General features: G+C 69.2%; 22 protein-coding genes. 13 read left to right on the forward strand and 9 right to left on the reverse strand.

Going from position 1 to position 26,672, the window contains the following annotated elements; genetic code table 11:
• The first annotated feature begins 86 nt into the window (after nucleotides 1–86).
• Nucleotides 87–872, forward strand: coding sequence for a ferritin-like domain-containing protein (locus tag ACH4YL_RS16725; protein WP_398508063.1), 786 nt, complete (start codon nucleotides 87–89; stop codon nucleotides 870–872).
• 11 nt (nucleotides 873–883) lie between these two features.
• On the opposite strand, the gene corA is transcribed toward ACH4YL_RS16725, so the two are convergent.
• On the reverse strand, nucleotides 884–1,864 hold the full coding sequence (gene corA, locus ACH4YL_RS16730) for a magnesium/cobalt transporter CorA (protein ID WP_398508064.1): 981 nt from the start codon (nucleotides 1,862–1,864) through the stop codon (nucleotides 884–886).
• A gap of 151 nt (nucleotides 1,865–2,015) precedes the next feature.
• Here corA and ACH4YL_RS16735 point away from each other — a divergent pair, with 151 nt between their 5' ends.
• The 4 genes from ACH4YL_RS16735 to mshC all read left to right on the forward strand — a co-directional run bounded on the left by ACH4YL_RS16735 (nucleotide 2,016) and on the right by mshC (nucleotide 5,520).
• Entirely contained in the window at nucleotides 2,016–2,702 is a 687-nt protein-coding gene (locus ACH4YL_RS16735) for a histidine phosphatase family protein (protein ID WP_398508065.1), read from the forward strand.
• Nucleotides 2,703–2,798: 96 nt separating this feature from the next.
• Nucleotides 2,799–3,389, forward strand: a complete 591-nt coding sequence (locus ACH4YL_RS16740; RefSeq protein ID WP_398508066.1) for a DUF3090 domain-containing protein — start codon at nucleotides 2,799–2,801, stop codon at nucleotides 3,387–3,389.
• A complete protein-coding gene (locus tag ACH4YL_RS16745; RefSeq protein ID WP_398508067.1) occupies nucleotides 3,353–4,171 on the forward strand; it encodes an SCO1664 family protein in 819 nt (272 codons plus the stop codon). The genes ACH4YL_RS16740 and ACH4YL_RS16745 overlap by 37 nt, the downstream gene beginning before the upstream one ends.
• A 119-nt stretch (nucleotides 4,172–4,290) precedes the next feature.
• Nucleotides 4,291–5,520, forward strand: a complete 1,230-nt coding sequence (gene mshC, locus ACH4YL_RS16750; RefSeq protein ID WP_398508068.1) for a cysteine--1-D-myo-inosityl 2-amino-2-deoxy-alpha-D-glucopyranoside ligase — start codon at nucleotides 4,291–4,293, stop codon at nucleotides 5,518–5,520.
• A gap of 80 nt (nucleotides 5,521–5,600) precedes the next feature.
• On the opposite strand, the gene ACH4YL_RS16755 is transcribed toward mshC, so the two are convergent.
• Both ACH4YL_RS16755 and ACH4YL_RS16760 read right to left on the reverse strand, forming a co-directional pair.
• Nucleotides 5,601–6,098, reverse strand: a complete 498-nt coding sequence (locus ACH4YL_RS16755; RefSeq protein WP_398508069.1) for a hypothetical protein — start codon at nucleotides 6,096–6,098, stop codon at nucleotides 5,601–5,603.
• A 24-nt stretch (nucleotides 6,099–6,122) separates the two neighbouring features.
• Nucleotides 6,123–7,829 carry a S8 family peptidase gene (locus tag ACH4YL_RS16760; protein ID WP_398508070.1) on the reverse strand — a complete coding sequence of 569 codons (1,707 nt, stop codon included), beginning with the start codon at nucleotides 7,827–7,829 and terminating at the stop codon, nucleotides 6,123–6,125.
• Between the two features lie 458 nt (nucleotides 7,830–8,287).
• Here ACH4YL_RS16760 and ACH4YL_RS16765 point away from each other — a divergent pair, with 458 nt between their 5' ends.
• A complete protein-coding gene (locus ACH4YL_RS16765) occupies nucleotides 8,288–9,055 on the forward strand; it encodes a superoxide dismutase (RefSeq protein ID WP_398508071.1) in 768 nt (255 codons plus the stop codon).
• Nucleotides 9,056–9,172: 117 nt separating this feature from the next.
• Here ACH4YL_RS16765 and ACH4YL_RS16770 read toward each other — a convergent pair whose 3' ends face one another.
• Nucleotides 9,173–10,222: a PAC2 family protein gene (locus ACH4YL_RS16770; protein ID WP_398508072.1), complete on the reverse strand. Its 1,050-nt coding sequence runs from the start codon at nucleotides 10,220–10,222 to the stop codon at nucleotides 9,173–9,175.
• A gap of 256 nt (nucleotides 10,223–10,478) precedes the next feature.
• On the opposite strand from ACH4YL_RS16770, the gene ACH4YL_RS16775 reads away from it, so the two are divergent.
• The 5 genes from ACH4YL_RS16775 to ACH4YL_RS16795 all read left to right on the forward strand — a co-directional run bounded on the left by ACH4YL_RS16775 (nucleotide 10,479) and on the right by ACH4YL_RS16795 (nucleotide 16,230).
• On the forward strand, nucleotides 10,479–11,798 hold the full coding sequence (locus tag ACH4YL_RS16775; protein ID WP_398508073.1) for an enolase C-terminal domain-like protein: 1,320 nt from the start codon (nucleotides 10,479–10,481) through the stop codon (nucleotides 11,796–11,798).
• Nucleotides 11,795–12,571: an SDR family NAD(P)-dependent oxidoreductase gene (locus ACH4YL_RS16780; protein WP_398508074.1), complete on the forward strand. Its 777-nt coding sequence runs from the start codon at nucleotides 11,795–11,797 to the stop codon at nucleotides 12,569–12,571. Before ACH4YL_RS16775 ends, ACH4YL_RS16780 begins: the two co-directional genes overlap by 4 nt.
• A 67-nt stretch (nucleotides 12,572–12,638) precedes the next feature.
• On the forward strand, nucleotides 12,639–13,676 hold the full coding sequence (locus ACH4YL_RS16785; RefSeq protein WP_398508075.1) for a sugar ABC transporter substrate-binding protein: 1,038 nt from the start codon (nucleotides 12,639–12,641) through the stop codon (nucleotides 13,674–13,676).
• A 2-nt stretch (nucleotides 13,677–13,678) separates the two neighbouring features.
• Nucleotides 13,679–15,205 carry a sugar ABC transporter ATP-binding protein gene (locus tag ACH4YL_RS16790; protein WP_398508076.1) on the forward strand — a complete coding sequence of 509 codons (1,527 nt, stop codon included), beginning with the start codon at nucleotides 13,679–13,681 and terminating at the stop codon, nucleotides 15,203–15,205.
• Nucleotides 15,202–16,230 (forward strand): ABC transporter permease, encoded by a 1,029-nt coding sequence (locus tag ACH4YL_RS16795; RefSeq protein ID WP_398508077.1) that lies wholly within the window; start codon nucleotides 15,202–15,204, stop codon nucleotides 16,228–16,230. Before ACH4YL_RS16790 ends, ACH4YL_RS16795 begins: the two co-directional genes overlap by 4 nt.
• A 95-nt stretch (nucleotides 16,231–16,325) precedes the next feature.
• Here ACH4YL_RS16795 and ACH4YL_RS16800 read toward each other — a convergent pair whose 3' ends face one another.
• The 5 genes from ACH4YL_RS16800 to ACH4YL_RS16820 form a co-directional block, all read right to left on the reverse strand.
• Entirely contained in the window at nucleotides 16,326–16,997 is a 672-nt protein-coding gene (locus tag ACH4YL_RS16800; protein ID WP_398508078.1) for a FadR/GntR family transcriptional regulator, read from the reverse strand.
• 121 nt (nucleotides 16,998–17,118) lie between these two features.
• The gene (locus ACH4YL_RS16805; RefSeq protein ID WP_398508079.1) at nucleotides 17,119–18,729 is read right to left on the reverse strand and encodes an FAD-dependent oxidoreductase; all 1,611 of its coding nucleotides are present in this window, start codon (nucleotides 18,727–18,729) and stop codon (nucleotides 17,119–17,121) included.
• A gap of 16 nt (nucleotides 18,730–18,745) precedes the next feature.
• Entirely contained in the window at nucleotides 18,746–20,275 is a 1,530-nt protein-coding gene (gene glpK / locus ACH4YL_RS16810) for a glycerol kinase GlpK (RefSeq protein ID WP_398508080.1), read from the reverse strand.
• Nucleotides 20,276–20,319: 44 nt separating this feature from the next.
• Nucleotides 20,320–21,108, reverse strand: a complete 789-nt coding sequence (locus tag ACH4YL_RS16815) for an MIP/aquaporin family protein (protein ID WP_398508081.1) — start codon at nucleotides 21,106–21,108, stop codon at nucleotides 20,320–20,322.
• A gap of 232 nt (nucleotides 21,109–21,340) precedes the next feature.
• Complete coding sequence (locus ACH4YL_RS16820) at nucleotides 21,341–22,105, reverse strand: IclR family transcriptional regulator (protein WP_398508082.1); 765 nt, start codon at nucleotides 22,103–22,105, stop codon at nucleotides 21,341–21,343.
• Nucleotides 22,106–22,345: 240 nt separating this feature from the next.
• Here ACH4YL_RS16820 and metH point away from each other — a divergent pair, with 240 nt between their 5' ends.
• Together metH and ACH4YL_RS16830 are read left to right on the forward strand one after the other, a co-directional pair.
• Entirely contained in the window at nucleotides 22,346–25,858 is a 3,513-nt protein-coding gene (metH, locus tag ACH4YL_RS16825; RefSeq protein ID WP_398508083.1) for a methionine synthase, read from the forward strand.
• Nucleotides 25,859–25,967: 109 nt separating this feature from the next.
• Nucleotides 25,968–26,669: an HAD family hydrolase gene (locus tag ACH4YL_RS16830; RefSeq protein ID WP_398508084.1), complete on the forward strand. Its 702-nt coding sequence runs from the start codon at nucleotides 25,968–25,970 to the stop codon at nucleotides 26,667–26,669.
• Nucleotides 26,670–26,672: the final 3 nt, after the last annotated feature.

Below are 26,672 nucleotides of genomic sequence, written 5' to 3' on the forward strand. Positions count from 1 at the left end.
GGCGGAGTTGTACGACCCAGATGTTGCCCCGCCTCCCGTACGGCATTTGACTCGTTCTTTGCGGATGCCTTCAGGAGGTGGCAGTGATGCTCTCTGCACGCGGTCTTTTCCAGGAAATCATCGACAACGACGATTCCTTCCAGCTGTTCTGCTCCATCGCGGCCAGCGGTGAGGAGCAAGGCGGCTGGGAGAACGGCCGGATCGCCGCCCTCGTGCCCGAGAGCATGCGGGCCCTCGCGCCGAAGATCACCCGGCACGGCGCCGACGAGGACAAGCACGGCAGGCTCTTCAACGCCCTGCTCAACAAGCGCGGTCTCGAACCCGTCCCCGTCCCGCCCGAGACCGACTACACCATGCTGCTCGAGCAGCACGGGATCGGACTCACCCACGAGAAGCTGCGCCGCGACGAGCCCCTGACCGAGGAGGACATCGTCGTCTACCTGTCGCACAGCCGCGTCACCGAGCAGCGGGCCGCCGACCAGATGGACATGCTGGTGAAGCACTTCGGTGACCACCCCGAGGTCGGCAAGGCGATCAGGATGATCTGCAACGACGAGGACAACCACCTCGCGTACTGCCACGAAGAGCTGCTCGCGCTCGCCGGCGCGGGTCACGGCCGTGTCATCCAACAGACCCTGCGCGAGAGCGCGCTCGCCGAGATCAAGGTCTACCGCGACGTCAGCCTCGCAGTGATGGGCCACATGGGCCGGCTGCTGGAGTGGCCCAAGGCGAAGTCCGCGCTGCTCACCGCGGGCATCCACGGGATGTACGGCTACGAGCGGTTCGGCGGCTGGCACCGGATGGTCAGCCTGACGATGCCGACGCGGCGCGGCGCGCTCGACGGGCCGCCCACCGCCGCACCCGCCTTCTGAACCGAGCGCCGCTACAGCCAGCCGCGGCGCTTGAACTGCCTGAACAGGCCGTAGACCACGCCGGCCATCAGCGCCACCACGGCCGGATACGCCCACACCCAGCGCAGCTCCGGCATGTGCTCGAAGTTCATGCCGTAGATTCCCGCGACCATCGTCGGGACAGCGATCATGGCCGCCCACGCCGAGATCTTGCGTACGTCGTCGTTCTGCCGCACGCCCATCTGCGCGAGATGGGCGGCCAGGACGTCCGACAGCAGCCGGTCCAAGCCCTCCACCTGCTCGTTCGCTCGCGTCAGATGGTCGTTGACGTCCCGGAAGAACGGCTGCGAGTGCTCATGGACGAACGGCACCGCCGCGCTCGCGAGCCGGGCCATCGGAGCCGCCAGCGGCCCGGCGGCGCGGCGGAACTCCAGCACCTGCCGCTTGAAGGTGTAGATCCGCACCGCGCTGTTGCGCGCGTCGCCGACCGGCGCGAAAACCTCGGTCTCCAGCTCCTCCAGGTCCGCCTGGAGCTCGCCGACGACATCGATGTAGTGGTCGACCACCGCGTCACTGATCGCGTACAGCACCGCCGTGGGGCCGTGCTTGAGGACCTCCGGCTCGGCCTCCAGACGCAGCCGCACGGCGTGCAGCGGCGAGCTCTTGCCGTGCCGGACCGTCACCACGAACGAGTCGCCGATGAAGACCATCAGCTCGTCGGTGGTGACCGCGTCGCTCTCCGGCTCGTACACCACCGGCTTGAGCACCATGAACAGCGAGTCGTCGTACACCTCGAGCTTGGGCCGCTGGTGGGCGTTGAGTGCGTCCTCCACCGCCAGCGGGTGCAGTCCGAACTCCGCGGAGACATGGTCGAACTCCTTCTCGGTCGGCTCGTAGAGGCCGATCCAGAGGAAGGCGTCGCCGGTGGCCCGTGCCTCGGCCAGCGCATCCGAGAAGTCCGCCGGGCCCTCGGTCCGGCGCCCTCCGCGGTAGATGGCGCAGTCCACGATCACGGCCGCATTCTTTCGCGCCTGCGGCCCGAACGCACCCCCGGGCGCACGTCGGCTTGAGGGCCTGTCCTTCGGATCCTGCCGGGCTCGCGTGCCCTGCTGCGCACGTTCACTGATCGGCCTGATCCGAAAGACAGGCTCTAGGCTGGCGGGCATGGCCACGCTGATCCTCGTACGACACGGACGCTCCACCGCGAACACCGCCGGCGTGCTCGCCGGCTGGACGCCCGGCGTCCATCTCGACGAGCGCGGCGCCGCGCAGGCGGCCGCGCTGCCCGCGCGCATCGCCGAGGTGCCGCTCGCCGCCGTGGTCAGCAGCCCTCTGGAGCGCTGTGTGCAGACGCTGCAACCGCTGCTGGACGCCCGGCCCGGTCTCGAGCTGAAGACGGACGAGCGGATCGGCGAGTGCCACTACGGCGACTGGTCGGGACGCAAGCTCAAGGAGCTCGCCGACGAGCCGCTGATGCAGGTCGTGCAGCAGCATCCGTCCGCGGCCGTGTTCCCCGGCGGCGAGTCGATGCGGGCCATGCAGGCCCGGGCGGTGGACGCCGTACGCGACTGGAACGCGCGCATCGAGGCGGCGCACGGCGAGGACGCCGCCTATGTGATGTGCTCGCACGGAGACATCATCAAGGCACTGGTGGCGGACGCGCTGGGCATGCACCTGGACGTGTTCCAGCGCATCCATGTGGAACCGTGTTCCGTGACCGCGATCCGCTACACCCGCACCCGGCCCTTCGTGCTCCGCCTCGGCGACACCGGGGAGTTCGGCTCGCTGGCGCCGCGCGGGAACGGTGGAGACGGGACGGCTGTTGTAGGAGGCGGCGCGGGCGCTCCGTGATCGCCGCGCGCAGTAGGGTGGACGGGCCGAAAACCCGTGTGCCCGCCCCACCCCAGTCGATACCGCCCGTTCCTTTGATTCAGAGGGAGACAGAACGTGTCCCGTCAGGTGTTCCTCTACGATCCGCCGGACCGCTTCGTGGCCGGTACGGTCGGGCTGCCTGGACGCCGTACGTTCTTCCTGCAGGCCTCCGCCTCAGGGCGGACCACCAGCGTCGCGCTGGAGAAGACCCAGGTGGCCGCGCTCGCCGAACGGATCGACGAGCTGCTTGACGAGGTCGTGCGCCGGACCGGTGGCAACGCGCCGGTGCCGGCGGTCGCGCCCGCCGATGTCGCCGACACCGCGCCGCTGGACGCGCCGGTCGAGGAGGAGTTCCGGGTCGGCACGATGGCGCTGGCGTGGGACGGCGAGGAACAGCGCATGATCGTCGAGGCTCAGGCGCTGGTGGAGCTGGACGCGGACTCCGAGGAGGATCTCGCGGAGGCCGAGGAACGGCTGCTGCAGGACGAGGAGAACGGTCCGCCGATGCTGCGCGTACGGCTGACCGGGGCGCAGGCCAGGGCCTTCGCCAAGCGCGCGCTGGACGTGGTGAACGCCGGCCGTCCGCCGTGCCCGCTGTGCAGCCTGCCGCTCGATCCGGAAGGACATGTATGCCCGCGCCAGAACGGATACCGCCGGGGAGCCTGACGTCCCTGGAGCTGCTCGTCAAGGGCGAGCTGAGCGTGCGCGGCCGGGTCCGCGAGGCGTCCAACGCGGTGCTGTTCGGCTCCGTCGCGTACGAGGGCGAGCAGGCGTCCTGCGTCTACAAGCCGATCGCCGGGGAGCGGCCGCTGTGGGACTTCCCGGACGGGACGCTGGCGCAGCGCGAGCTGGCGGCGTACGAGATCTCCGAGGCGACCGGCTGGGGCCTGGTGCCGCCGACCGTCCTGCGGGACGGCCCGTACGGCGAGGGCATGGTCCAGCTCTGGATCGAGGCGGACCCGTCGGCGTCGCTGCTGGCGCTCGTCGAGGACGAGGAGCCGGGCGACGGCTGGAAGGCGGTCGGCTTCGCGGAGGTGGGCGAGGGGCGTACGGCGCTGCTGGTCCATGCGGACGACGAGCGGCTGCGGCAGCTGGCCGTGCTGGACGCGGTGATCAACAACGGTGACCGGAAGGGCGGGCATCTGCTGCCGACCGCGGACGGGCATCTCTACGCGATCGACCACGGCGTCACCTTCAACGTGGACGACAAGCTGCGGACGCTGCTGTGGGGTTGGGCGGGCGAGCCGCTGCCGCCGCAGGCGCTGACCGTCCTCGCGTCGCTGGCCGACGCCCTGGCCGATGGCGAGCCGCTGGCCACCCGACTGGCGGAACTGATCACTCCGGCCGAGCTGTCGGCGGTGCGGTCCCGGGTCGCGGGTCTGCGGGGCTCGGGTCTGCACCCGGCCCCGTCGGGCGAGTGGCCCGCGATCCCCTGGCCGCCGGTGTGAGCCAGGTGCTGTCCGACCGCGGGCACGCACAGCCGCCCGGCCTTTTGCAAGAGCGTCGAACCGGCCGGGTGGCGTGATCCGGTTCGTATGCGGAACTGGCGTCCGGTTAGGCTCAAGGCATGCATGCCTGGCCCGCTTCTGAGGTCCCCGCCCTGCCTGGCAAGGGCCGCGACCTCCGGATCCACGACACTTCGACCGATGGTCCGGTGACCCTCGACCCCGGTCCCGTCGCCCGTATCTACGTCTGCGGCATCACTCCGTACGACGCGACCCACATGGGTCACGCGGCGACCTACAACGCGTTCGACCTCGTTCAGCGCGTGTGGCTCGACACCAAGCGGCAGGTTCACTACGTCCAGAACGTGACCGACGTCGACGACCCACTCCTCGAGCGGGCCGTACGCGACGGACAGGACTGGACCGAGCTCGCCGAGCGCGAGACCGCACTGTTCCGTGAGGACATGACCGCGCTGCGGATGCTTCCGCCGCAGCACTACATCGGCGCCGTCGAGGCGATACCCGGCATCGTGCCGCTCGTCGAGCGGCTCCGGGACGCCGGCGCGGCGTACGAGCTCGACGGCGACGTGTACTTCTCCGTCGAGGCCGACCCGCACTTCGGCGAGGTCTCCAACTACGACGTGGAGGTCATGAAGGCGCTCTCCGCGGAGCGCGGCGGCGACCCCGAGCGGCCCGGCAAGAAGAACCCGCTCGACCCGATGCTGTGGATGGCAGCCCGTGAGGGCGAGCCGAGTTGGGACGGCGGCAGCCTCGGGCGCGGCCGGCCCGGCTGGCACATCGAGTGCGTGGCCATCGCGCTGGACCACCTCGGCATGGGCTTCGACGTACAGGGCGGCGGCTCCGATCTCGCCTTCCCGCACCACGAGATGGGCGCTTCGCACGCCCAGGCCCTCACCGGCAAGCACCCCTTCGCCAAGGCGTATGTGCACTCCGGCATGGTCGCGCTGAACGGCGAGAAGATGTCCAAGTCCAAGGGCAATCTCGTCTTCGTCTCCAAGCTGCGCCGCGACGGCGTCGACCCCGTCGCCATCCGGCTCGCGCTGCTCTCGCACCACTACCGCGCCGACTGGGAGTGGACCGACCAGGTGCTCGAGGACGCGGTGGAGCGGCTGCACCGCTGGCGGGCGGCGGTGTCTCGGCCCGACGGGCCGTCCGCCGACGCGCTGGTCGAGGAGATCCGCGACGCCCTCGCGAACGACCTCGACGCTCCGTCCGCACTCGCCGCAGTCGACCGCTGGGCCGCGCTCCAGGAGTCCGACGGCGGTACGGAGGAAGGCGCGCCCGGCGTCGTGTCGCGCGCGGTCGACGCGCTGCTCGGCGTGGCGCTGTAACCCCGGAAGCATGAGCGGGCGCCGGGCGGGTCTCTGCCCACCCGGCGCCCTCTGTGCGGGAGTTGTTCTGCTGACTGCCGCTACTGCTTGTTCACGATGACGGCCTGTATGATGTCGTTCGTCGTCTCGTAGAAGCCGATGACCTGCTGCCCGAAGGCGAAGGCCTCCTGGACCTGGTCATGCGTCACCGCGTTCGGGTTCACCAGCCGGCGCCAGCCGTTGTCGATGAACAGGTACAGGATCGACGGCTGGCCGGGCAGCGGTGTGACGACGTCCCAGAACTTTGTCGCGATACCGCTGGTGACGGCCTGGCTGTCGACCGCGCTCGGCAGCATCAGAGGCTGCTGTGCCTGCTGTGCCTGCTGTGCCTGCTGGCCGAGCTGCTGGAGCAGCTGCTGGTACGGCTGCTGCTGACCGAGCTGCTGGAGCTCCTGGGCGAGCGGGTACTGGCCCTGCTGCTGGACCGGCTGCGAGGGCGGGGCCGTGGTCGCGCCCTGCTGCTGCCCGTACTGCTGCTGCCCGTACTGCTGTTGTGCGTACTGCATGGTGCCCGGGTTCATCTGCGGGGTGGTGCTCATGCCTCTTTCACCTTCCCTTTCGACTCATCCTGATACGACCAGGCCGACGACCTCGTCGTCGGCGTACCAGACGCGAACATCCGGTCGTCCGCCCGCGAAGGCGGCGTGGACCGCCTGGCGGATTTCGGGGGCCGGCTGGTTGAGGTTCCGCCATGCGCCGGCCACGAACAGCCGCAGCCGCGGCGGAAGTTCACGGGGGTAGGGCACCAACTCGTCCCAGTAGCGCTCCGCCCGGCCGGCGCCGACGGGCGCCGGCAGCAGGTGCCTGACCGCCGCCTTGATGTCGGGGCGGTTGCCGATCCGCTGCGAGGCGGGCCGGCCCGGTGCGTCCTGCTGCGGTGAGCCGGTCCTGCGCAGCACGTCACGCGCCACCTCGGGGCTCATCGGGGCCAACTCCCCGGCCTTGAGGATGCCTTGGAGACACGCCAGCGCGCCGACGACGACCGGTGACGCGGAGGAGGTGCCCGAGAACGTGTCCGTGTACCAGGCGATCTCCTCCGCGCCTCCCTGGAGGTCGCCCGGCCGGTCCCAGAAGCCGCCGGTCGTGGTGACCTCCCGGCCCCAGCCCTGGGCGTCGATCCGCGCCCCGTAGTTGGAGAACGCCAGCCGCGCGCGGTCCGGACCGTGGTCGCGGCCGTGCGTCCCGGGCGGGGGAGCGCCCGCTCCTACGAGTACGGCCCTCGAGGACTGGTTCGACGGGTTGAACGGGTTGCGCCACCACTCCGGGAACTCGTCCGGCCTGCGCTCGTACACGGCGTCGTCCAGGCTCTCCGCGCCATTGCCCGCCGCCTCCACCACCACCACGCCCTTCGCTGTGGCCCGGCGGATCGCCGCGAAGTCGTCCGGCCACCACTCCAGCGCGATGAAGCCGCGCTGGTCGTCCCGGGGCTCGAACTCGAACCGCGGCCCGGGGCGGTGGAGTTCGACCAGCAGGATGTCGCCGGGCGAGAGGCGCTCGGCGGCGGCGTGGATCGCCGCGGCGGTGCCGATGCCCTGGAACGACGCCGCCGCGGTCACCGCGTCCGGGGCGATGCCGGTGATCCCCTTCTCGTCGCGGTCGCCGCCGATCACACCGAGGACCGCCGTGCCGTGGTTGCGCCAGGCAACATCCTGGATGGGAGAGCCGACGACGACGCCGGCGAGTCTGTCCGCCAGATCCTCGTGCCCCAGCTGCCATGCGCCCTCGACGTCGACGACGGTGACGCCGAGACCCGAGCCGCCCGGCCGCTGCCAGGCCCAGAGGGCGTCCACGCCTTCGGGCGCGGGACCCAGATAGCCTTGCCGGCCGGTGAAGTCGGGGGTCTCGGGCGTGCCTTCCTTCAGCCGCTTGGCCTCCTCGGGACGGGAGTCCCGTGGGGCGGTGCGCGCGGGTACGGCGCCGGGCTTGACGTACGCCGTCTCGATCCCGGGCAGCGCGGCGAGCCGCGCGGTCAGCTCCCGGGTGCGGTCTCCGCCGCCGCGTACGCGGTAGAAGAGCGAGAGGTCGGGCGTCCGCTCCTCGTTGCCGAACACCGGTTCCAGCGCCAGCTGTTCATCGCTGAGGAACATGTTCAGTGCGGAGATGTCCGCACCGGATGCCGACCGTACGCCCTCGGTGTCGGCGCGCAGCCGGGCCTCGGCCCGCGCGACGACGATCAGCTCCGGCTCGGCTCCTTGGTAGGTAAATCCAGCTCCATCGGGTCCAGGGCCCGCAGTTCCGGGGCTCTGACCTGGGAGTGACTGATCGGTCATCGCTATGACCGCTCCCTTCGGGTGCCGTGCTCCGTGTCTCCTGTCGTGCCGGTCGCCACCCTGCTACCGACTCCGCAACCCGTCCACCCCGCTTGCGCGAAATGCGTTTGAAATCAAGCTGAATGGGAAGCCGGTGCAATTCGGCTGGAAGACGATGTCACGCCGCAATTAGGCCAAACACTGCAGAGCAGCCTGGCGTGTGCTGGGGTGAGGGCGAATGCAGAACGAATGCTGAACACCTGTCGGAAGGACGGTCAATGCAACGCTCCTTCGCACGTCGAAGAGTTCTCGGGGCGGTCGCGGCCCTCGGCGGCGCGGCGTTTCTGTCCCCTCTTGGCTCGGTCGCCCACGCGGCCGAAACCACCGCTGCGAGATGGCCTACGCAATTCCCGCACCCGAATGGCTTTCAACCCGAGGGCATCACCATTGGATCGAGTCCGTACGCCTACTTCGGATCGATGGCGAACGGCTCGGTGTACCGAGCGAGCCTGGCCACCGGCCGGGGACGCGTCATCAGCCAGGGCGGCGGCGCCGACCATCCCGTGATCGGGCTGAAAATCGACCGCCGCGAACGGCGGCTGTTCCTGAGCGGCGGCGCCAGCGGAGAGATACGCGTCGCCGATGTCCGTTCCGGAGAGCTGCTGAAGACCTACGCGGTCCGTTCGGGCACCACCTTCATCAACGATGTGGTCCTCACTCCGGGCGCCGCCTGGTTCACGGACTCTTTCCAGGCGCAGCTCTACCGGCTGCCGCTCGGCCGGCAGGACGAGCCCGGTGACAAGGTCACGACGCTCCCGCTCAGCGGGGAGTGGGAGCAGGGCCCGGACTTCAGTGCCAACGGCATCGCGCGCACTCCGGACGGCCGCGCCCTGCTGGTGGTCAACGGCTTTGCCGGCGGCGGCTCGTTGTTCCGGGTCGACCCGCGCACCGGCGCCGCGACCCGCGTGGACATCGGCGACACCCTGCTGCCCAACGGGGACGGCCTGCTGCTGCTCGGCCGCATCCTCTATGTCGTACAGCAGCAGCAGAACGCGATCGATGTGCTGCTGCTCAACGACGAGGGAACGAGGGGCACGGCGATCGCCCGCATCACCGATCCGCGCTTCCAGATCCCGACGACGGTGGCGGCCTGGGGCAAGCGCCTCTATCTGCCCAACGCCCGTTTCAATGTGGAGCCGACGCCGGACACGACGTACAACGCGGTCGCGGTGGACCAGATCCGCTGAGACCACATCTGCCCAACGGCCCGACTGCCTGACGGTCCAACTGCCTGACGGCTGACGGCTGCGAACGAAAGGGGGCGGCGCCCGTCCGGCGCCGCCCCGTTTCATGCCTTGTCCGCCTCAGTCCTCCGAGGAATCTTCCTCGTCGCCGCCTTCGACGCCCTCGGCATCGTTGTCCGGCCCGCTCTCGCCGGCCTCGGGCTCCGGGCGCGGCGGCTTCGGCGGCCGGGTGCGTCCGCTGGTGGTGTCCCGCAGATACGAGCTGCCCTCGCCGCCGTCGGTGGCAAGTCCCGGAACGCCCCCGGGGCCGGTGGCGCCAGGGCCGGGACCGCCGTCCCGTCGCCGCAGATACCGTTCGAATTCGCGGGCGATGGCCTCGCCGGTAGCCTCCGGAAGCTCAGCGGTGTCCCGCGCCTCCTCCAGCGTCTGGACGTATTCCGCCACTTCGCTGTCCTCGGCGGCCAGTTGGTCGACACCGAGCTGCCAGGCCCGCGCGTCCTCGGGCAGTTCGCCCAGCGGAATGCGCAGGCCGATCAGGTCCTCGAGCCGGTTGAGCAGCGCCAGCGTGGCCTTGGGGTTGGGCGGCTGCGACACATAGTGCGGCACCGCCGCCCACAGGCTCACGGCCGGCACACCCGCGTGCGTGCACGCCTCCTGGAGGATGCCGACGATGCCGGTCGGCCCCTCGTACCTGGTCTCCTCGAGATCCATGGTCCTGGCGAGATCCGAGTCCGAGGTGATGCCGCTGACCGGGACGGGCCTGGTGTGCGGAGTGTCGCCGAGCAGCGCGCCCAGGATCACCACCATCTCCACGCCCAGTTCATGGGCGAAGCCGAGGATCTCGTTGCAGAACGAGCGCCAGCGCATGGACGGCTCGATGCCGCGCACCAGCACCAGGTCGCGCGGCTTTTCGCCGCCGATGCGGACCACGGAGAGCCGGGTGGTGGGCCAGGTGATCTTCCGTACTCCGCCGTCCAGCCACACCGTGGGCCGGTTGACCTGGAAGTCGTAGTAGTCCTCGGCGTCGAGCGCCGCGAACACCTCGCCCTTCCATTCCCGGTCCAGGTGAGCGACCGCGGTGGAGGCGGCGTCGCCGGCGTCGTTCCAGCCCTCGAACGCGGCCACCATGACCGGGTCGATCAGCTCGGGTACCCCCTCGAGCTCGATCACCCAGTGCCTCCTTCCGAAGTTCCCTTTCGTACGCCCCAACCTTACGGCTTACGGGGTGTCCGGCCGCAGCCCCCTTGCACGGCCGGGTGAACTTCGGCAAGACGGCGCTTGAGCCACTCGACCAGCGCACTCAGCGCTCGATTCATCCGAGCTGTGTACGAGAAATTTTGTCCCGACCCTGGACGGTGACGTGTTGACGGCGCTATACATCGGATGACCGACAGAGGTCCGATGTTCTTCCCACGGGGGTGCGTGCATGAGTCAGAGCGTCACGGGGTTCGAGGTTCACGACATCCGCTTCCCCACCTCGGAACAGCTCGACGGCTCCGACGCCATGAACCCGGACCCCGACTACTCCGCCGCCTATGTCGTGCTGCGCACGGACGACGGCGCGGAGGGCCACGGCTTCTGCTTCACCATCGGCCGCGGCAACGAGGTGACCGCGGCCGCCATCGAGGCCCTGCGGCCGTATGTGATCGGACGGCCCGAGCCCCGTACGGCAGCCGACCTCGCCGCGCTCCACATCGATCTCACGCATGACTCGCAGCTGCGCTGGCTCGGCCCGGAGAAGGGCGTGATGCACATGGCGGCCGGTGCGGTCGTCAACGCCGCCTGGGACCTGGCGGCCAAGCGTGCCGGGCTGCCGGTCTGGGAGTTCCTCGCGGCGATGACGCCCGAAGAGCTGGTCTCGCTCGTCGACTTCCGCTACCTCACCGACGCGCTCACCCCGGACGACGCGCTGGCCATTGTGCGCGCCGCCGAACCCGGCCGGGCCGAGCGGGCCGAGCGCCTGCGCGAGCAGGGCTATCCCGCGTACACCACCTCGCCCGGCTGGCTCGGCTACTCCGACGAGAAGCTGGTCCGGCTGGCCAAGGAGGCCGTCGCCGACGGGTTCGGCCAGATCAAGCTGAAGGTCGGCGGCGACATCGACGACGACGTGCGGCGGATGAAGCTCGCCCGCGCCGCCGTCGGACCCTCGATCCGCATCGCGGTCGACGCCAACCAGCGCTGGGACGTCGCCGACGCGGTGCGCTGGATGACGGCACTCGCGCCGTACGAACCGCACTGGATCGAGGAGCCGACCAGCCCCGACGACATCCTCGGCCACGCCGCCGTACGCGCGGGCCAGCCGGTCAAGGTCGCCACCGGCGAACATGTCGCCAACCGCGTCGTGTTCAAACAGCTGCTGCAGGCAGAGGCCGTCGACTTCGTCCAGATCGACGCGGCCCGCGTCGCCGGCGTCAACGAGAACATCGCGATCCTGCTGCTCGCCGCCAAGTACGGAGTGCCGGTCTGCCCGCACGCCGGCGGGGTAGGACTGTGCGAGCTCGTCCAGCATCTCGCGATGTTCGACTACGTCGCCGTCTCCGGCAGTTGGGAGGACCGCGTCATCGAGTACGTCGACCACCTCCATGAGCACTTCACCCACCCGGCCGTGGTCTCCTCCGGTCGCTATGTCGCGCCGCGGGCGGCCGGATTCTCCGCCCGCATGCTCCCGGAGTCGATCGCCGCCCACCGCTATCCGGAAGGGCCCGTCTGGCAGGCCCGCCGCACCACCGAGGAGGTCAACTCATGACGGCCGTACGGGACTTCGAAGGACTTGCCGCGCTGGTGACCGGCGGCGCGTCCGGGATCGGGGCCGCCGTCGCCGGCTTGCTGCTGGAGCGCGGCGCACGGGTCGCCGTGCTCGACCGGGAGACCGCGGGCGCGCCTGAGGGCGCCCTCGCGATCAAGGCGGACGTCACCGACGACACGGCTGTGCGCGCGGCCGTCGACCGGGCGGCGGAGGAGTTCGGCGCGCTGCACACCGTCGTCTCCAACGCCGGCGTCGGCGCGATCGGGACCGTCGCCGACAACCCGGACGACGAATGGCAGCGCGTGCTCGACATCAATGTGCTCGGCATGGTGCGCGTCGCCCGGCACGCACTGCCCCATCTGCGCACGGCGGCAACCGAGCGGCCCGGCTGTGTCTCCATCACGCAGACCTGTTCCATCGCCGCCACCGCGGGACTTCCGCAGCGCGCCCTGTACAGCGCCAGCAAGGGCGCGGTCCTCTCCCTCACCCTGGCCATGGCCGCCGACCATGTCCGCGAGGGCATCCGCGTCAACTGCGTCAACCCCGGTACCGCGGACACCCCGTGGATCGGCCGACTGCTCGACAAGGCCGACGACCCCGCCGCCGAACGCGCCGCACTGGAGGCCCGCCAGCCCACCGGGCGACTCGTCGCGGCGGCCGAGGTCGCCGCGGCCGTCGCTTATCTCGCCAGCCCCGCCGCGGCCGCCGTCACGGGCACGGCACTCGCGGTCGACGGCGGAATGCAGGGCCTGCGCCTGCGACCGCCGGACTGAGCACCACGAACCCTCTCCCGACGAACTTGCGCCACCTGAGCCGACACCACCGAAGGACGGGACACCAATGAGAGTGCGTACGACAAGTGCCGCGGCCTGCGCGGTGCTGCTGGCCGTGACGGCCCTCGCGGGCTGCAACCGCGAGTCGGACAGCGCGTCCGGCGACGGCAAGGTGGGCATCGATCTGCCCCGGAGCGACAGCGACTTCTGGAACTCGTACCAGCAGTACATAGAAAAGGGCGTCAAGGACGGCGAGGTCGACGCGCTGTCCCTGACCAACTCGCAGAACGACATCGGAAAGCTGGTCGCCAACGTCCAGACCTTCACCGACCAGGGCGCCAAGGCCGTCGTCATGGCCCCGCAGGACACCGGCGCGATAGCCGAGTCGCTGCAGACCCTGGGCGAGAAGAAGATCCCGGTGATCAGCGTTGACACCCGGCCCGACAAGGGCGATGTCTACATGGTGGTCCGGGCCGACAACCGCGCGTACGGCGAGAAGGCCTGCCAGTACCTCGGCGAGCAGCTGAAGGGCAAGGGCAAGGTCGTGGAGTTCCAGGGCGACCTGTCCTCCATCAACGGCCGGGACCGTTCCGAGGCCTTCAAGTCCTGCATGGACAAGAACTTCCCCGGCATCAGGGTCTTCGAGCTGGCCACCGACTGGAAGGGCGACGTCGCGTCCGCCAAGCTCCAGTCCACCCTCGCCGCCCACCCCGACATCAACGGCATCTACATGCAGGCCGGCGGCGTCTTCCTGCAGCCCACGCTGGCGCTGCTGGAGCAGAAGAAGCTGCTGAAGGCCCCGGGCACACCGGGCCACATCACGATCATCTCCAACGACGGCATCCCCGAGGAACTGGACGCCATCAAGGCCGGGAAGATCGACGCCACGGTGTCCCAGCCCGCCGACCTGTACGCCAAGTACGCGCTCTTCTACGCCAAGGCCGCCCTGGAAGGAAAGACCTTCAAGGAGGGCCCGACCGACCACGACTCCACCATCATCAAGATCCCGAACGGGTTCGAGGACCAGCTGCCCGCGCCGCTGGTGACGAAGGAGAACGTGGACGACCCGAAGCTGTGGGCCAACCAGCTGGAGAAGAAGAGCTAGCCATGCCACAGGCCGCACCAGCCGCCGTAGCGGCGGAAGGCATCGTCAAGCGCTTCGGTCCCACCGTTGCGCTCGACGGCGTACGGCTCACCGTCGCGCCCGGCGAGTCGCACGCACTCGTCGGGCGCAACGGGGCGGGCAAGTCCACCCTCGTCAGCGTCCTCACCGGGCTGCACAAGCCCGACGCGGGCACGGTCACCTTCAACGGCGAGCCCGCTCCCGCCTTCGGGGACACGGCGGCCTGGCAGTCCAAGGTCGCCTGCGTCTACCAGAAGTCGATGGTCGTGCCGGATCTGACCGTCGCCGAGAATCTCTTCTTGAACAATTACAGCCTGAACCGCTTCGACACCGGCAGCCGCTTCATCAGCTGGCGGCAGCTGCGCAGACGCGCCGAGGAACTGCTCGCGGGATACGGAGTGAGCGTCGACCCCAATGCCCGGGCGAAGGATCTCGCGGTCGAGCAGCGGCAATTCGTGGAAATCGCGAGAGCTCTGTCCTTCGGCGCACGGCTGATCATCCTCGACGAGCCAACCGCCCAGCTCGACGCCCGCGGCATCCAGCGGCTCTTCGACAAGCTGCGCGAACTGCAGAGCCAGGGAGTGGCGTTCCTGTTCATCTCCCACCATCTGCAGGAGGTGTACGAACTGTGCACCGCCGTCACCGTCTACCGCGACGCCCGCCATGTCGTCACCGCGCCGGTCGCCGAGTTCTCCAAGGACGATCTGGTCGCGGCGATGACGGGAGACTCCATCAGCGGCGCCTCCGCATGGCATGCGCCGGCGGGCCTGGTCCGTGACGCGGAACCGGTGCTGCGCACCGAAGGGCTCGCCCTGGAAGGGCAGTTCGAGCCGCTGGACCTTCAGGTGCGCGCCGGTGAGGTGCTCGGCCTCGCCGGCGCCGCGGCCAGCGGCAACACGGCACTCGGCGAAGTACTCGTCGGCATGCGCAAGGCCGGCTCGGGCCGGATCGAGGTGCGCGGCCGTGAGGTGAAGCCGGGCAGCGTCCCGCACGCGCTCGACGCCGGCATCGGCTACATCCCGGAGGACCGCCACCGCCAGGGTCTGGTCGTGGACCGCAGCGTCGCCGAGAACGCCACGCTCACGGTCACCGACCAGCTCGGCCCGTGGGGGACCGTACTGCCCTCTCGTACAAGGGAATTCGCGCAGTCCATGATCTCTTCGCTCGACATCAAGACACAGGGCCCCGAACAGCTCGTCTCCGGACTCTCCGGCGGCAATCAGCAGAAGGTCGTGGTGGCCAGGGCCCTGGCGCGCAAACCGAGCGCGCTGGTGGCCCTGCGGCCCACCGCGGGAGTGGACGTGAAGTCCAAGGACTCGCTGCTCGGCGTCGTGCGCCGGGTGGCGGACGAGGGCAGCGCGGCCGTGATCATCTCGGACGAGCTGGACGATCTGCGGGTGTGCGACCGGGTGCTCGTGCTCTTCCACGGGCGGGTGGTCGCGACGTACGGCAGCGGATGGACCGACCGTGAACTGGTCGCCGCCATGGAAGGTGTGGGGGAGCAGGAATGACCGGCACGATACGGCCGCTGACGGCCGACGCGACCAAGAGCGACAGCCCGGTGAGCAGGCTGCAGCTGATCCGGTGGAGCGACTTCTCGCTGGTGCCGGTGATCCTGGTGCTGATGGTGATCGGCTTCATCGTCTCGCCGGTCTTTCTCACCTCGAACAACCTGATCAGCGTGGTGCAGCAGTCCTCGGAGCTGAGTCTGCTGGTGCTCGGCCAGGCACTGATCCTGATCTGCGGCCGGATGGATCTCTCGCTGGAGTCGACGATCGGCATCGCGCCGGTCATCGCCATGTGGCTGGTGCTGCCGAGTGAGGGCGGACGCTTCCTGGGCCTGGAACTGCTGCCGGTCTGGACGGCGATCCCGGTCTGTCTGCTCGTCGGCATGGCGATCGGCGCGGTCAATGGCTTCCTGATGCTGAAACTCCGGGTCAACGGCTTCATCGCCACGCTCGGCATGCTCACCATGCTGCGCGGCCTCCACATCGGCATCACCGAGGGCAAGTCGATCACCGATGTGCCGGAGTCCTTCCGGTACTTGGGCAAGACGGACTGGCTCGGTGCGCCGGCCGCCGTGTGGATCTGTCTGGCGCTCTTCGCGCTGGGCGGGGCGGCGCTGGCGTATCTGCGGCACGGCCGCGCGCTGTACGCGATCGGCGGCAACCCCGAGGCGGCGCGGGCCGCGGGCATCCGCGTGGACCGGATCACCTGGATCGTGCTGGCCGTCGGGGGACTGCTGGCCGCCTTCGCCGGCATCCTCTACACCGGCCACTACGGCTCGGTCGCGGCGACGCAGGGCAACGGCTGGATCTTCCAGGTGTTCGCGGCGGCGGTGATCGGCGGGATCAGCCTGAAGGGCGGGCGGGGCACGCTCTTCGGCGCGCTGACGGGTGTGCTGACGCTTCAGCTCGTGGTGAATGTGATGACGCTCGGCGGAGTTCCGGCGCTGTGGAACCAGTTCCTCAACGGCGCGATCATCATCGTGGCCCTGGTGATCTCCCGCTTCGCGAGCGGCGAGAAGCAGGACTAGGGCGGCCTGTCGTCTGGATCTTGCCGGGCGACCAGTAGCAGAACCAGGGCGCGGCTCCGGTGGTTCGGTCCCGGAACCGCGCCCGCCGCATGTGCTTACAGGGTCGACCGCAGCCACTGCTCGACGCTGGCGATGTGCACCGTCGCCCACGACCGGGCCGCCTCGGCGTCCCGGTCGCGGAGCGCCGCCAGGATCGCCCGGTGCTCGTGGAGCGTACGGCTGACCGCGTCCTCCTGGGTCAGTCCGCGCCAGACCCGGGCCCGGGTGGTGGGCCCGGACAGCCCGTCCAGCAGTGAGCAGAGCACGGAGTTGCCGGCGGTCTGCACAATGCCCCGGTGGAACTCCAGGTCGGTGGCGACCAGTTCCTCCACCGACGGCTGCGAACCGAGCGCGTCCAACTGGGCGCTGAGCGCATCCAGTTCGGCCTCGCTGATCCGGGACGCGGCCATCGCCGTCGCGGCCGGCTCCAGAATGCGGCGTACGGCGAGGAACTCCAGGACCGTGTCGTCCCGGTGGAAGTCCACGACGAAACTGAGCGCCTCGAGCAGCAACTGCGGGTCCAGGCTGGTGACATAGGTGCCGTCGCCCTGCCGTACGTCCAGGATCCGGATCAGCGACAGCGCGCGCACCGCCTCCCGCAGCGAGTTGCGGGACAGGCCCAGTTCCGCGGCGAGTTCGCTCTCCTTGGGGAGCCGGTCGCCGGGCCGCAGCGCGCCCGAGACGATCATCCCCTTGATCTTTTCGATCGCCTCGTCGGTGACCGCCATGAGATCGCCCCCTCGCCCCTCGATTCATCCGATGTCTGAGGGTACAACGAGGGCGGCCCCATAAGGAGCCGCCCTCGCCTGCGAATATCCGGCCGAATGCCGAAGCGGATACCGCCTGTCGTCAGGCCCGCTTGCCCAGTACGTCCTCGACCTTGGCGCGGATCTCGTCCGTCGCGAGACCGCGGATCGTCAGCGTCGTACGCCGGCGCAGCACGTCGTCCGCCGTCTCGGCCCACTCCTGGTCGCGCGCGTACACGACCTGGGCCCAGATCTCCGGGGCGTCCGGGTGGATCCGCTCGGCCAGCGCCGGGTCGTCGTTGGCCAGGCGCGAGATGTCGAAGGAGAGCGAGCCGTAGTGCGTGGCGAGGTGGCGTGCGGTGTCCGCCGCCATCCGCGGGCCGGGCGTTCCCTCGTCCACCAGCAGGCGGTGGGCGACGGCACGCGGGTTGGCGATGCCCGGCAGCGGCAGCTTCTTCGGCAGTTGCGAGATCGGCTCCATGTCGGCCGCCAGCGGCTGTCCGGGCAGCGCGGCCAGCTTGTTCATCACCGTACGGCCGATGTGGCGGAACGTGGTCCACTTGCCGCCGGCCACCGACAGCATGCCGCCGCGGCCCTCGGTGACCACCGTTTCGCGCTTGGCCTTGGAGGTGCTGCCGGGACCGCCCGGCAGCACGCGCAGACCCGCGAAGGAGTAGGTGATCAGATCGCGGGACAGCTGCTGGTCGCGGATGGAGAACGCGGCCTCGTCCAGGATCTGGGCTATGTCCTTCTCGTTGACCGCGACATCCGCCGGGTCGCCCTCGTACTCCTCGTCGGTCGTGCCGAGCAGCAGCATGTCCTCCCAGGGGAGGGCGAAGGTGATGCGGTACTTGTCGATCGGAGTGGCCAGCGCCGCCTTCCACGGGGAGGTGCGCTTCAGCACCAGGTGCGCACCCTTGGAGAGGCGGATGGAGGGCGCCGCGTCCGGGTCCTCCATCTTCCGCAGGTGGTCCACCCACGGGCCGGTCGCGTTCAGCACCAGGCGGGCGCTGACGCCGAACTCGGTCCCGTCCGTGCGGTCCTTGAGCTCCGCGCCGGTGACCCGGCCCTTGGTGAAGCGCAGGCCGGTGACCTCGGCGTGGTTGAGCACGGTGGCGCCGGCCTCGACGGCCGCGCGGACCGTCATCAGCGCCATCCGCGAGTCGTTCATCTGGTCGTCGCCGTACACCGCGACGGCCTTGAGGTTCTCCGTACGCAGCTCGGGCACGTCACGCTGTGCCTTGGAGGCGCTGATGACATGGCCGACGCCGTCGCCGAACGCGGAGAGCGCGGAGTACGCGAACACACCCGCGCCGAGCTTCGCCGCGCCGTGCGGTCCGCCCTTGTAGACCGGCAGATAGAAGGTCAGCGGGTTGGCCAGGTGGGGGGCCACCTGACGCGACACCGCACGGCGCTCGAAGTGGTTCTCAGCGACCAGCTTGACCGCGCCGGTCTGCAGATAGCGCAGACCGCCGTGGAGCAGCTTGGACGATGCGGAGGAGGTGGCGCCGGCGAAGTCGCCGGCGTCCACCAGAGCCACCCGCAGCCCGGACTGCGCGGCATGCCAGGCGGTGGAGATGCCCAGGATGCCACCGCCGATCACCAGGAGGTCGTAGGTCGCCTTGGCAAGCTGCTCCCGGGTCTCGGCGCGGCTCGGCAGGGAGCCGGAGGCCGGGTGCGTCCCCAGGGCAGGGACGCTCTGCAAGGTGGTCATGTTGATGCTCTCCTCGTCAGTTCTCTTCGTCTTCGAGCCAGCCCATGGAACGCTCGACGGCCTTGAGCCAGGCCTTGTACTCGCGCTCGCGCTTGTCGGCGTCCATGTCAGGGGTCCACTCGGCGGCCCTGCGCCAGTTGGCGCGCAGCGCGTCGGTGTCGGGCCAGAAGCCGACGGCCAGGCCGGCGGCGTAGGCGGCGCCGAGGCAGGTCGTCTCGGCAACCATGGGCCGCACAACCGGCGAGTCCAGGAAGTCCGAGAGGGTCTGCATCAGCAGGTTGTTGGAGGTCATGCCGCCGTCGACCTTGAGGGCCGTGAGCTCGACGCCGGAGTCCTTTGTCATGGCGTCGGTGATCTCACGGGTCTGCCAGGCGGTGGCCTCGAGCACGGCGCGCGCGAGGTGCGCCTTGGTGACGTACCGGGTCAGGCCGGCGATCACACCGCGGGCGTCGGAGCGCCAGTACGGGGCGAAGAGGCCGGAGAACGCCGGGACGAAGTAGGCGCCGCCGTTGTCCTCGACCGAGGACGCGAGGGTCTCGATCTCGGCGGCGGTGCTGATCAGCCCCATCTGGTCGCGCATCCACTGCACCAGCGAGCCGGTGACGGCGATCGAGCCTTCCAGCGAATACACCGGAGCCTGGTCGCCGATCTTGTAGCCGACGGTGGTGATCAGCCCCGAGTAGGAGTTGATGATCTTGTCGCCGGTGTTCATCAGCAGGAAGGTGCCGGTGCCGTACGTGGACTTGGCCTCGCCCTCGGCGAAACACGTCTGGCCGAAGAGGGCGGCCTGCTGGTCGCCGAGCGCCGACGCGACCGGGACGCCGTCCAGGACGCCGCCCTTGACGTGCCCGTACACCTCGGCGGAGGAACGGATCTCGGGCAGTACTTCCATGGGAACCTGCATGGACTGGGCGATCTTCTCGTCCCACTCCATGGTGTGCAGGTTCATCAGCATCGTGCGGGAGGCGTTGGTGACGTCGGTGACGTGGTGACCGCCTTCGACGCCGCCGGTGAGGTTCCAGATGACCCAGGAGTCCATGGTGCCGAAGAGGATCTCGCCGCGCTCGGCGCGCTCGCGCAGGCCCTCGACGTTGTCCAGCAGCCAGCGGACCTTGGGACCGGAGAAGTAGCTCGCGAGCGGCAGACCGGTCTCGCGGCGGAAGCGGTCCTGGCCGACATTGCGGCCGAGCTCCTTGCAGAGCGCGTCGGTGCGGGTGTCCTGCCAGACGAGCGCGTTGTGGACGGGCTCGCCGGTGTTCTTGTCCCAGAGCAGCGTGGTCTCACGCTGGTTGGTGATGCCGATCGCCTTGACGTCGGCGGAGGTGATGCCCGCCTTCTCGATGGCGCCCGCCACGACTTCCTGGACATTGGTCCAGATCTCGGCGGCGTTGTGCTCCACCCAGCCCGGCTTCGGGAAGATCTGCTCGTGCTCCTTCTGGTCGACGGAGACGATCCGGCCGTCCTTGTCGAAGACGATGCAGCGGCTGGAGGTGGTGCCCTGGTCGATGGCCGCGATGAACGGGCCGGTGGTGTGTGCGTCGGTCACGGTTTGCTCCTGCTCAGTCTGTGGAGATACGGCGGCGATAGGGCTCAGGCGAACGCGAGGTTGTAGATACCCGCGGCGAGTGCTCCGCCGATCAGCGGTCCCACGACGGGAATCCACGCGTACCCCCAGTCGGACCCACCCTTGTTGGGCAGCGGGAGCAGGGCGTGCACGATGCGCGGGCCGAGGTCACGAGCCGGGTTGATGGCGTAGCCGGTGGGGCCGCCGAGCGAGAGACCGATGCCGACGACAACCAGGGCGACCAGCAGACCGCCGATGACGCCGAGGCCCTTGCCGCTGTCGTTGAGGCCCTGAGTGAGGACCGCGAGGACGAGCACGGTGGTGCCGATGATCTCGGTGGCCAGGTTCTGCCACACGACCCGGACCTCGGGGCCGGTGGAGAAGACACCGAGCACGGGGCCGGCCTTCGGTGCAGCCTTCTCGCTGACCATGCCTTCCTCGTGCGGCGGCGCGGCGATGATCTCCGGGTCCGTCAGATGGGCCTGGAACTGTCCGTAGTAGGCCAGCCAGGCCAGGAAGGCACCGAGCATGGCGCCGATCAGCTGGCCCGCAAGGTAGACCGGAACATCGCTCCAGTCGCTGTCCTTGATGGCGATGCCGACCGTGACCGCAGGGTTGAGGTGGGCGCCGGACAGGGGTCCTGAAATGTAGACCGCGGTCAGAACCGCGAAGCCCCACCCGAAGGTGATGGCAACCCAGCCGGCGTTCTGCGCCTTGGAGCGCTTGAGCACTACGGCGGCGACTACGCCGGCGCCGAGCAGAATGAGTACGGCGGTACCAATGATCTCGCCGATGAAGATGTCGGAGCTGGACACCCGCGACTCCTTTGTCCTTCGTCCAGGGGAAGGCGAACCCCGGGTCCCTCCGGTGGTCCGCGCCCTCAGGTGAGGGCGTTGCCGGCCCTTGGCGTTGCCATACCCTAGCGTCTATTGCCGGTAGGTGTTCGACAATGCCGACCGATGAACGGCAGTTTTGTCCTCCTGTTAACACGACGTCAAGGGTTGTGTGACCGAAACCCGGATCGTTACCGATGATGTGCCGAAACGGTCAGAAACGCCCGGCGCCGAGATCCCGGGAGACCGCGCGGGCGCAGTCCCGCACCGCTGCGACCAGCTCGGAGCGCAGCTCCTCGCCGTTGCAGACCCGCTCGACGGCGCCTGTGATGGCCACCGCTCCCACCGGCATACGACGCCTGTCGTGGATCGGAGCGGCGACGGAGGCGACGCCCTCCCAGGTCTCCTCGACATCGACGGCCCAGCCGCGCGCCCGCGTGTGGTCGAGGACCGTCTCGAACTCCGCGAGGCCGGTGACGGTCCGCGCCGTGAAGGTCTTGAACTCGACTTCGAGCGCCTCGGTGTGCGCCACCGGGTCGTACGCCGTGAGAACCTTGCCCAGGGCCGTTGAATGCAGTGGCTGCATGGCCCCCACCTCCAGGACCTGACGGCTGTCGTCGGGCCGGAAGACATGGTGGACGATGAGCACGCCGTGCTGATGCAGCACTCCGAGATGGACGCTCTCACCGCTGGAGCGCGCCAGGTCGTCGGTCCAGACGAGGGCGCGGGCACGCAGCTCGTGCACGTCGAGATAGCTGTTGCCGAGCCGGAGCAGCTCGGCCCCGAGCTGGTAGCGGCCGGACGCCGGGTCCTGCTCGACGAAGCCCTCGGCCTGGAGGGTGCGCAGGATGCCGTGGGCGGTTCCCTTGGCCAGCTCCAGCGAGGAGGCGATGTCCGACAGGCCCAGCCGGCGTTCCCCGCCCGCGAGCAACCGCAGCATCGCTGCCGCACGCTCGAGTGACTGGATGTTCTTCGCCATCGGTCCTGGCCCTTCTCCACTGCAGTTCGACAATGCTGAACACTATCGGTCGATGCCGACCTTGGTCACCGCTGTGTGAGTATCTCGTGGCCGAAAGGCTGCAGAAACCCCCCGTACATCTTGCCGTCCGCCCCGTGGGACGCCCCCGCCGCCCTTCGGTCGGCCCGGCTACTCTGGCTCCGTGCGCCTTCCACCGGAAGTCGCAAAGCCGACAGCCGTCGCATCCCAGGGAGCTCATCCATGGCCTCGTTGCCGACCCCCTCCGCTGACAGCCGGACCCGAATCGAAGCCCTCCGTGAAGCCCTCGCGACACGTGTCGTGGTGGCCGACGGCGCAATGGGCACGATGCTGCAGGCCCAGGACCCGACGCTCGAGGACTTCCAGGACCTCGAAGGCTGCAACGAGATCCTGAATGTGACCCGCCCGGACATCGTCCGGTCCGTCCATTCGGCCTACTTCGAGGTCGGTGTCGACTGCGTCGAGACGAACACGTTCGGCGCGAACCTCGCGGCGCTGGGGGAGTACGACATACCCGAACGGGTCTACGAGCTCTCAGAATCTGGTGCGCGTATCGCCCGGGAGGTTGCGGACGAGTTCACCGCGTCGACCGGGCAGCAGCGGTGGGTGCTGGGCTCGATGGGTCCGGGCACCAAGCTGCCGACGCTGGGCCACGCTCCGTATGTGAAGCTGCGAGACGCCTATCAGCAGAACGCCGAGGGCATGATCGCCGGCGGTGCGGACGCGCTGCTGGTGGAGACGACGCAGGACCTGCTGCAGACCAAGGCCTCGATCATCGGCGCCCGCCGTGCGCTGGACGCCACCGGAAGCAACCTCCCGGTCATCTGCTCCGTGACGGTCGAGACGACCGGCACGATGCTGCTCGGTTCGGAGATCGGTGCGGCGCTGACGGCGCTGGAGCCGCTGGGCATCGACATGATCGGCCTGAACTGCGCGACCGGACCGGCCGAGATGAGCGAGCATCTGCGCTACCTCGCCCGCCACTCCCGTATCCCGCTGTCCTGCATGCCGAACGCGGGCCTGCCCGTGCTGGGCAAGAACGGCGCGCACTACCCGCTGTCCGCCGGCGAGCTCGCCGACGCGCAGGAGACGTTCGTGCGCGAGTACGGCCTCTCTCTGGTCGGTGGCTGCTGTGGCACGACGCCGGAGCATCTGCGGCAGGTGGTCGAGCGGGTGCGTGATCTCGCTCCGACCGAGCGGCAGCCGCGTCCGGAGCCGGGTGCGGCGTCGCTGTACCAGACCGTGCCGTTCCGGCAGGACACGGCGTACATGGCGATCGGTGAGCGGACGAACGCGAACGGGTCGAAGAAGTTCCGTGAGGCGATGCTGGAGGCCCGCTGGGACGACTGTGTGGAGATGGCGCGGGACCAGATCCGTGAAGGCGCGCACATGCTGGATCTGTGTGTGGACTATGTCGGCCGTGACGGTGTGGCGGACATGGAGGAGCTGGCGGGCCGGTTCGCGACTGCCTCGACGCTGCCGATCGTGCTGGACTCGACGGAGGTCGAGGTGATCCGGGCGGGGCTGGAGAAGCTTGGCGGCCGTGCGGTGATCAACTCGGTGAACTACGAGGACGGCGACGGACCCGAGTCACGCTTCGCCAAGGTGACCGCCCTGGCCCGGGAGCACGGTGCCGCACTGATCGCCCTGACCATCGACGAGGAGGGCCAGGCCCGCACCGTCGAGAACAAGGTGGCCATCGCCGAGCGGCTCATCGACGACCTGACCGGCAACTGGGGCATCCACGAGTCGGACATCCTGATCGACATGCTGACCTTCACCATCTGCACCGGTCAGGAAGAGTCCCGCAAGGACGGCATCGCGACAATCGAAGCCATCCGCGAGCTGAAGCGCCGCCACCCGGACGTGCAGACCACGCTGGGCCTGTCGAACATCTCCTTCGGCCTCAACCCGGCCGCCCGCATCCTCCTCAACTCCGTCTTCCTCGACGAGTGCGTGAAGGCCGGTCTGGACTCGGCGATCGTGCACGCGAGCAAGATCCTGCCGATCGCGCGCTTCGACGAGGAGCAGGTCAAGACGGCCCTCGATCTCGTCTACGACCGCCGGGCCGAGGGCTACGACCCGCTGCAGCACCTGATGGAGCTGTTCGAGGGCGTGAACACGAAGTCGATGAAGGCGGGCAAGGCGGAGGAGCTGCTCGCGCTGCCGCTGGACGAGCGGCTGCAGCGCCGGATCATCGACGGCGAGAAGAACGGCCTGGAGACCGACCTCGACGAGGCGCTGCAGGACCGCCCGGCCCTGGACATCGTGAATGACACGTTGCTGGCGGGCATGAAGGTGGTCGGTGAGCTGTTCGGCTCGGGCCAGATGCAGCTGCCGTTCGTGCTGCAGTCGGCCGAGGTGATGAAGAACGCGGTGGCCTATCTGGAGCCGCACATGGAGAAGTCGGATGCGGAGGGCAAGGGCACGATCGTGCTGGCCACGGTCCGTGGCGACGTGCATGACATCGGCAAGAACCTGGTCGACATCATCCTGTCGAACAACGGCTACAACGTCGTCAACCTGGGCATCAAGCAGCCGGTCTCGGCGATTTTGGAAGCCGCTGAGGAGCACCGGGCGGATGTCATCGGCATGTCGGGTCTGCTGGTGAAGTCCACGGTGATCATGAAGGAGAACCTGGAGGAGCTGAACCAGCGCAAGCTGGCGGCGGACTATCCGGTGATCCTCGGTGGTGCGGCGCTGACCCGGGCGTATGTGGAGCAGGATCTGCATGAGATCTACGAGGGCGAAGTGCGTTATGCGCGGGACGCGTTCGAGGGTCTGCGGCTGATGGACGCGCTGATCGCGGTCAAGCGCGGAGTGCCCGGGGCCGTCCTGCCCGAACTCAAGCAACGCCGCGTCCGTGCCACCACCAACGCCGTCGTCGAGGACCGGCCCGAGGAGGGCACGGTCCGCTCCGACGTGGCCATCGACAATCCTGTCCCCGAGCCACCGTTCTGGGGCACCCGGGTGATCAAGGGAATCCAGCTGAAGGAGTACGCCTCCTGGCTGGACGAGGGTGCGCTGTTCAAGGGCCAGTGGGGCCTGAAGCAGGCGCGGGCCGGTGACGGGCCGACGTACGAGGAGCTGGTGGAGACCGAGGGCCGGCCGCGGCTGCGGGGCTGGCTGGACCAGCTGCACACCCGCAATCTGCTGGAGGCGGCCGTGGTCTACGGCTACTTCCCGTGCGTGTCCAAGGGCGACGACCTGATCCTGCTCAACGAGGACGGCTCCGAGCGCACCCGGTTCTCCTTCCCGCGCCAGCGCCGCGGCCGCCGCCTCTGCCTCGCCGACTTCTTCCGTCCCGAGGAGTCCGGCGAGACCGACGTCGTGGGACTCCAGGTCGTCACCGTCGGCTCCAGGATCGGTGAGGCGACCGCGGAGCTCTTCGAGTCCGACTCGTACCGCGACTATCTCGAACTGCACGGTCTGTCCGTCCAGTTGGCCGAGGCACTCGCCGAGTACTGGCACGCCCGCGTCCGCGGCGAACTGGGCTTCGCCGGCGAGGACCCGGCCGACGTGGAGGACATGTTCGCGCTCAAGTACCGAGGCGCGCGCTTCTCGCTCGGTTACGGAGCGTGCCCGGATCTCGAGGACCGGGCGAAGATCGCCGAGCTGCTGGAGCCGGAACGGATCGGCGTCCAGCTGTCGGAGGAGTTCCAGCTCCATCCCGAGCAGTCCACCGACGCGATCGTTCTCCATCACCCCGAGGCGAAGTACTTCAACGCACGATAGTCGGACGAGTCGTACACTTGTCGGTCCAGTGCAGGCCGGTCGCCTGTCCCAGCGGGAAAGCCGCGGGGGAAAGGCGGCCGGCCTTCTCGTCCCTTCCGGAGGAGTGCAGATGACCAGCACGGTCCCCGCGTCCTTGACCCGTTCGGCCGAAGGCTCCGCGCTGCAGGCAGTCTTCCTCGACATGGACGGCACCCTCGTCGACACCGAAGGCTTCTGGTGGGACGCCGAGGTGGAGGTCTTCGCGGACCTCGGCCATCAGCTCGACGAGGCCTGGCGGGACGTGGTGGTGGGCGGACCGATGACGCGCAGCGCCGGCTATCTGATCCAGGCGACCGGCGCGGACATCACGCTCACCGAGCTCACCGTGCTGCTCAACGAGAAGTTCGAGGACCGCATCGCCCGCGGGGTGCCGCTGATGCCGGGCGCCGCACGGCTGCTCGCCGAGCTGAGCAGGCACAATGTGCCCACCGCCCTGGTCTCGGCCTCCCACCGGCGCATCATCGACCGCGTTCTCGCCTCGCTGGGCCCCGAGAACTTCGCGCTCTCCGTCGCGGGCGACGAGGTGCCGCGTACGAAGCCGCATCCCGACCCCTATCTGCTGGCCGCGCGCGGCCTGAAGGCCCAGCCCGCGAGATGCGCCGTCATCGAGGACACCGCGACGGGTGTGGCCTCCGCCGAGGCGGCCGGCTGCCGGGTCGTCGCCGTACCGTCCGTGGCGCCCATCGCGGCCGCTCAGGGGCGGGTTGTCGTACGTTCGCTCGAAGAAGTGGACCTTGGTTTTCTGCGCACTCTCATCACGGCAATGAACTGATCC

The sequence above is a fragment of the Streptomyces sp. NPDC020681 genome (genome assembly GCF_044334895.1).
Classification (GTDB): Bacteria; Actinomycetota; Actinomycetes; order Streptomycetales; family Streptomycetaceae; genus Streptomyces.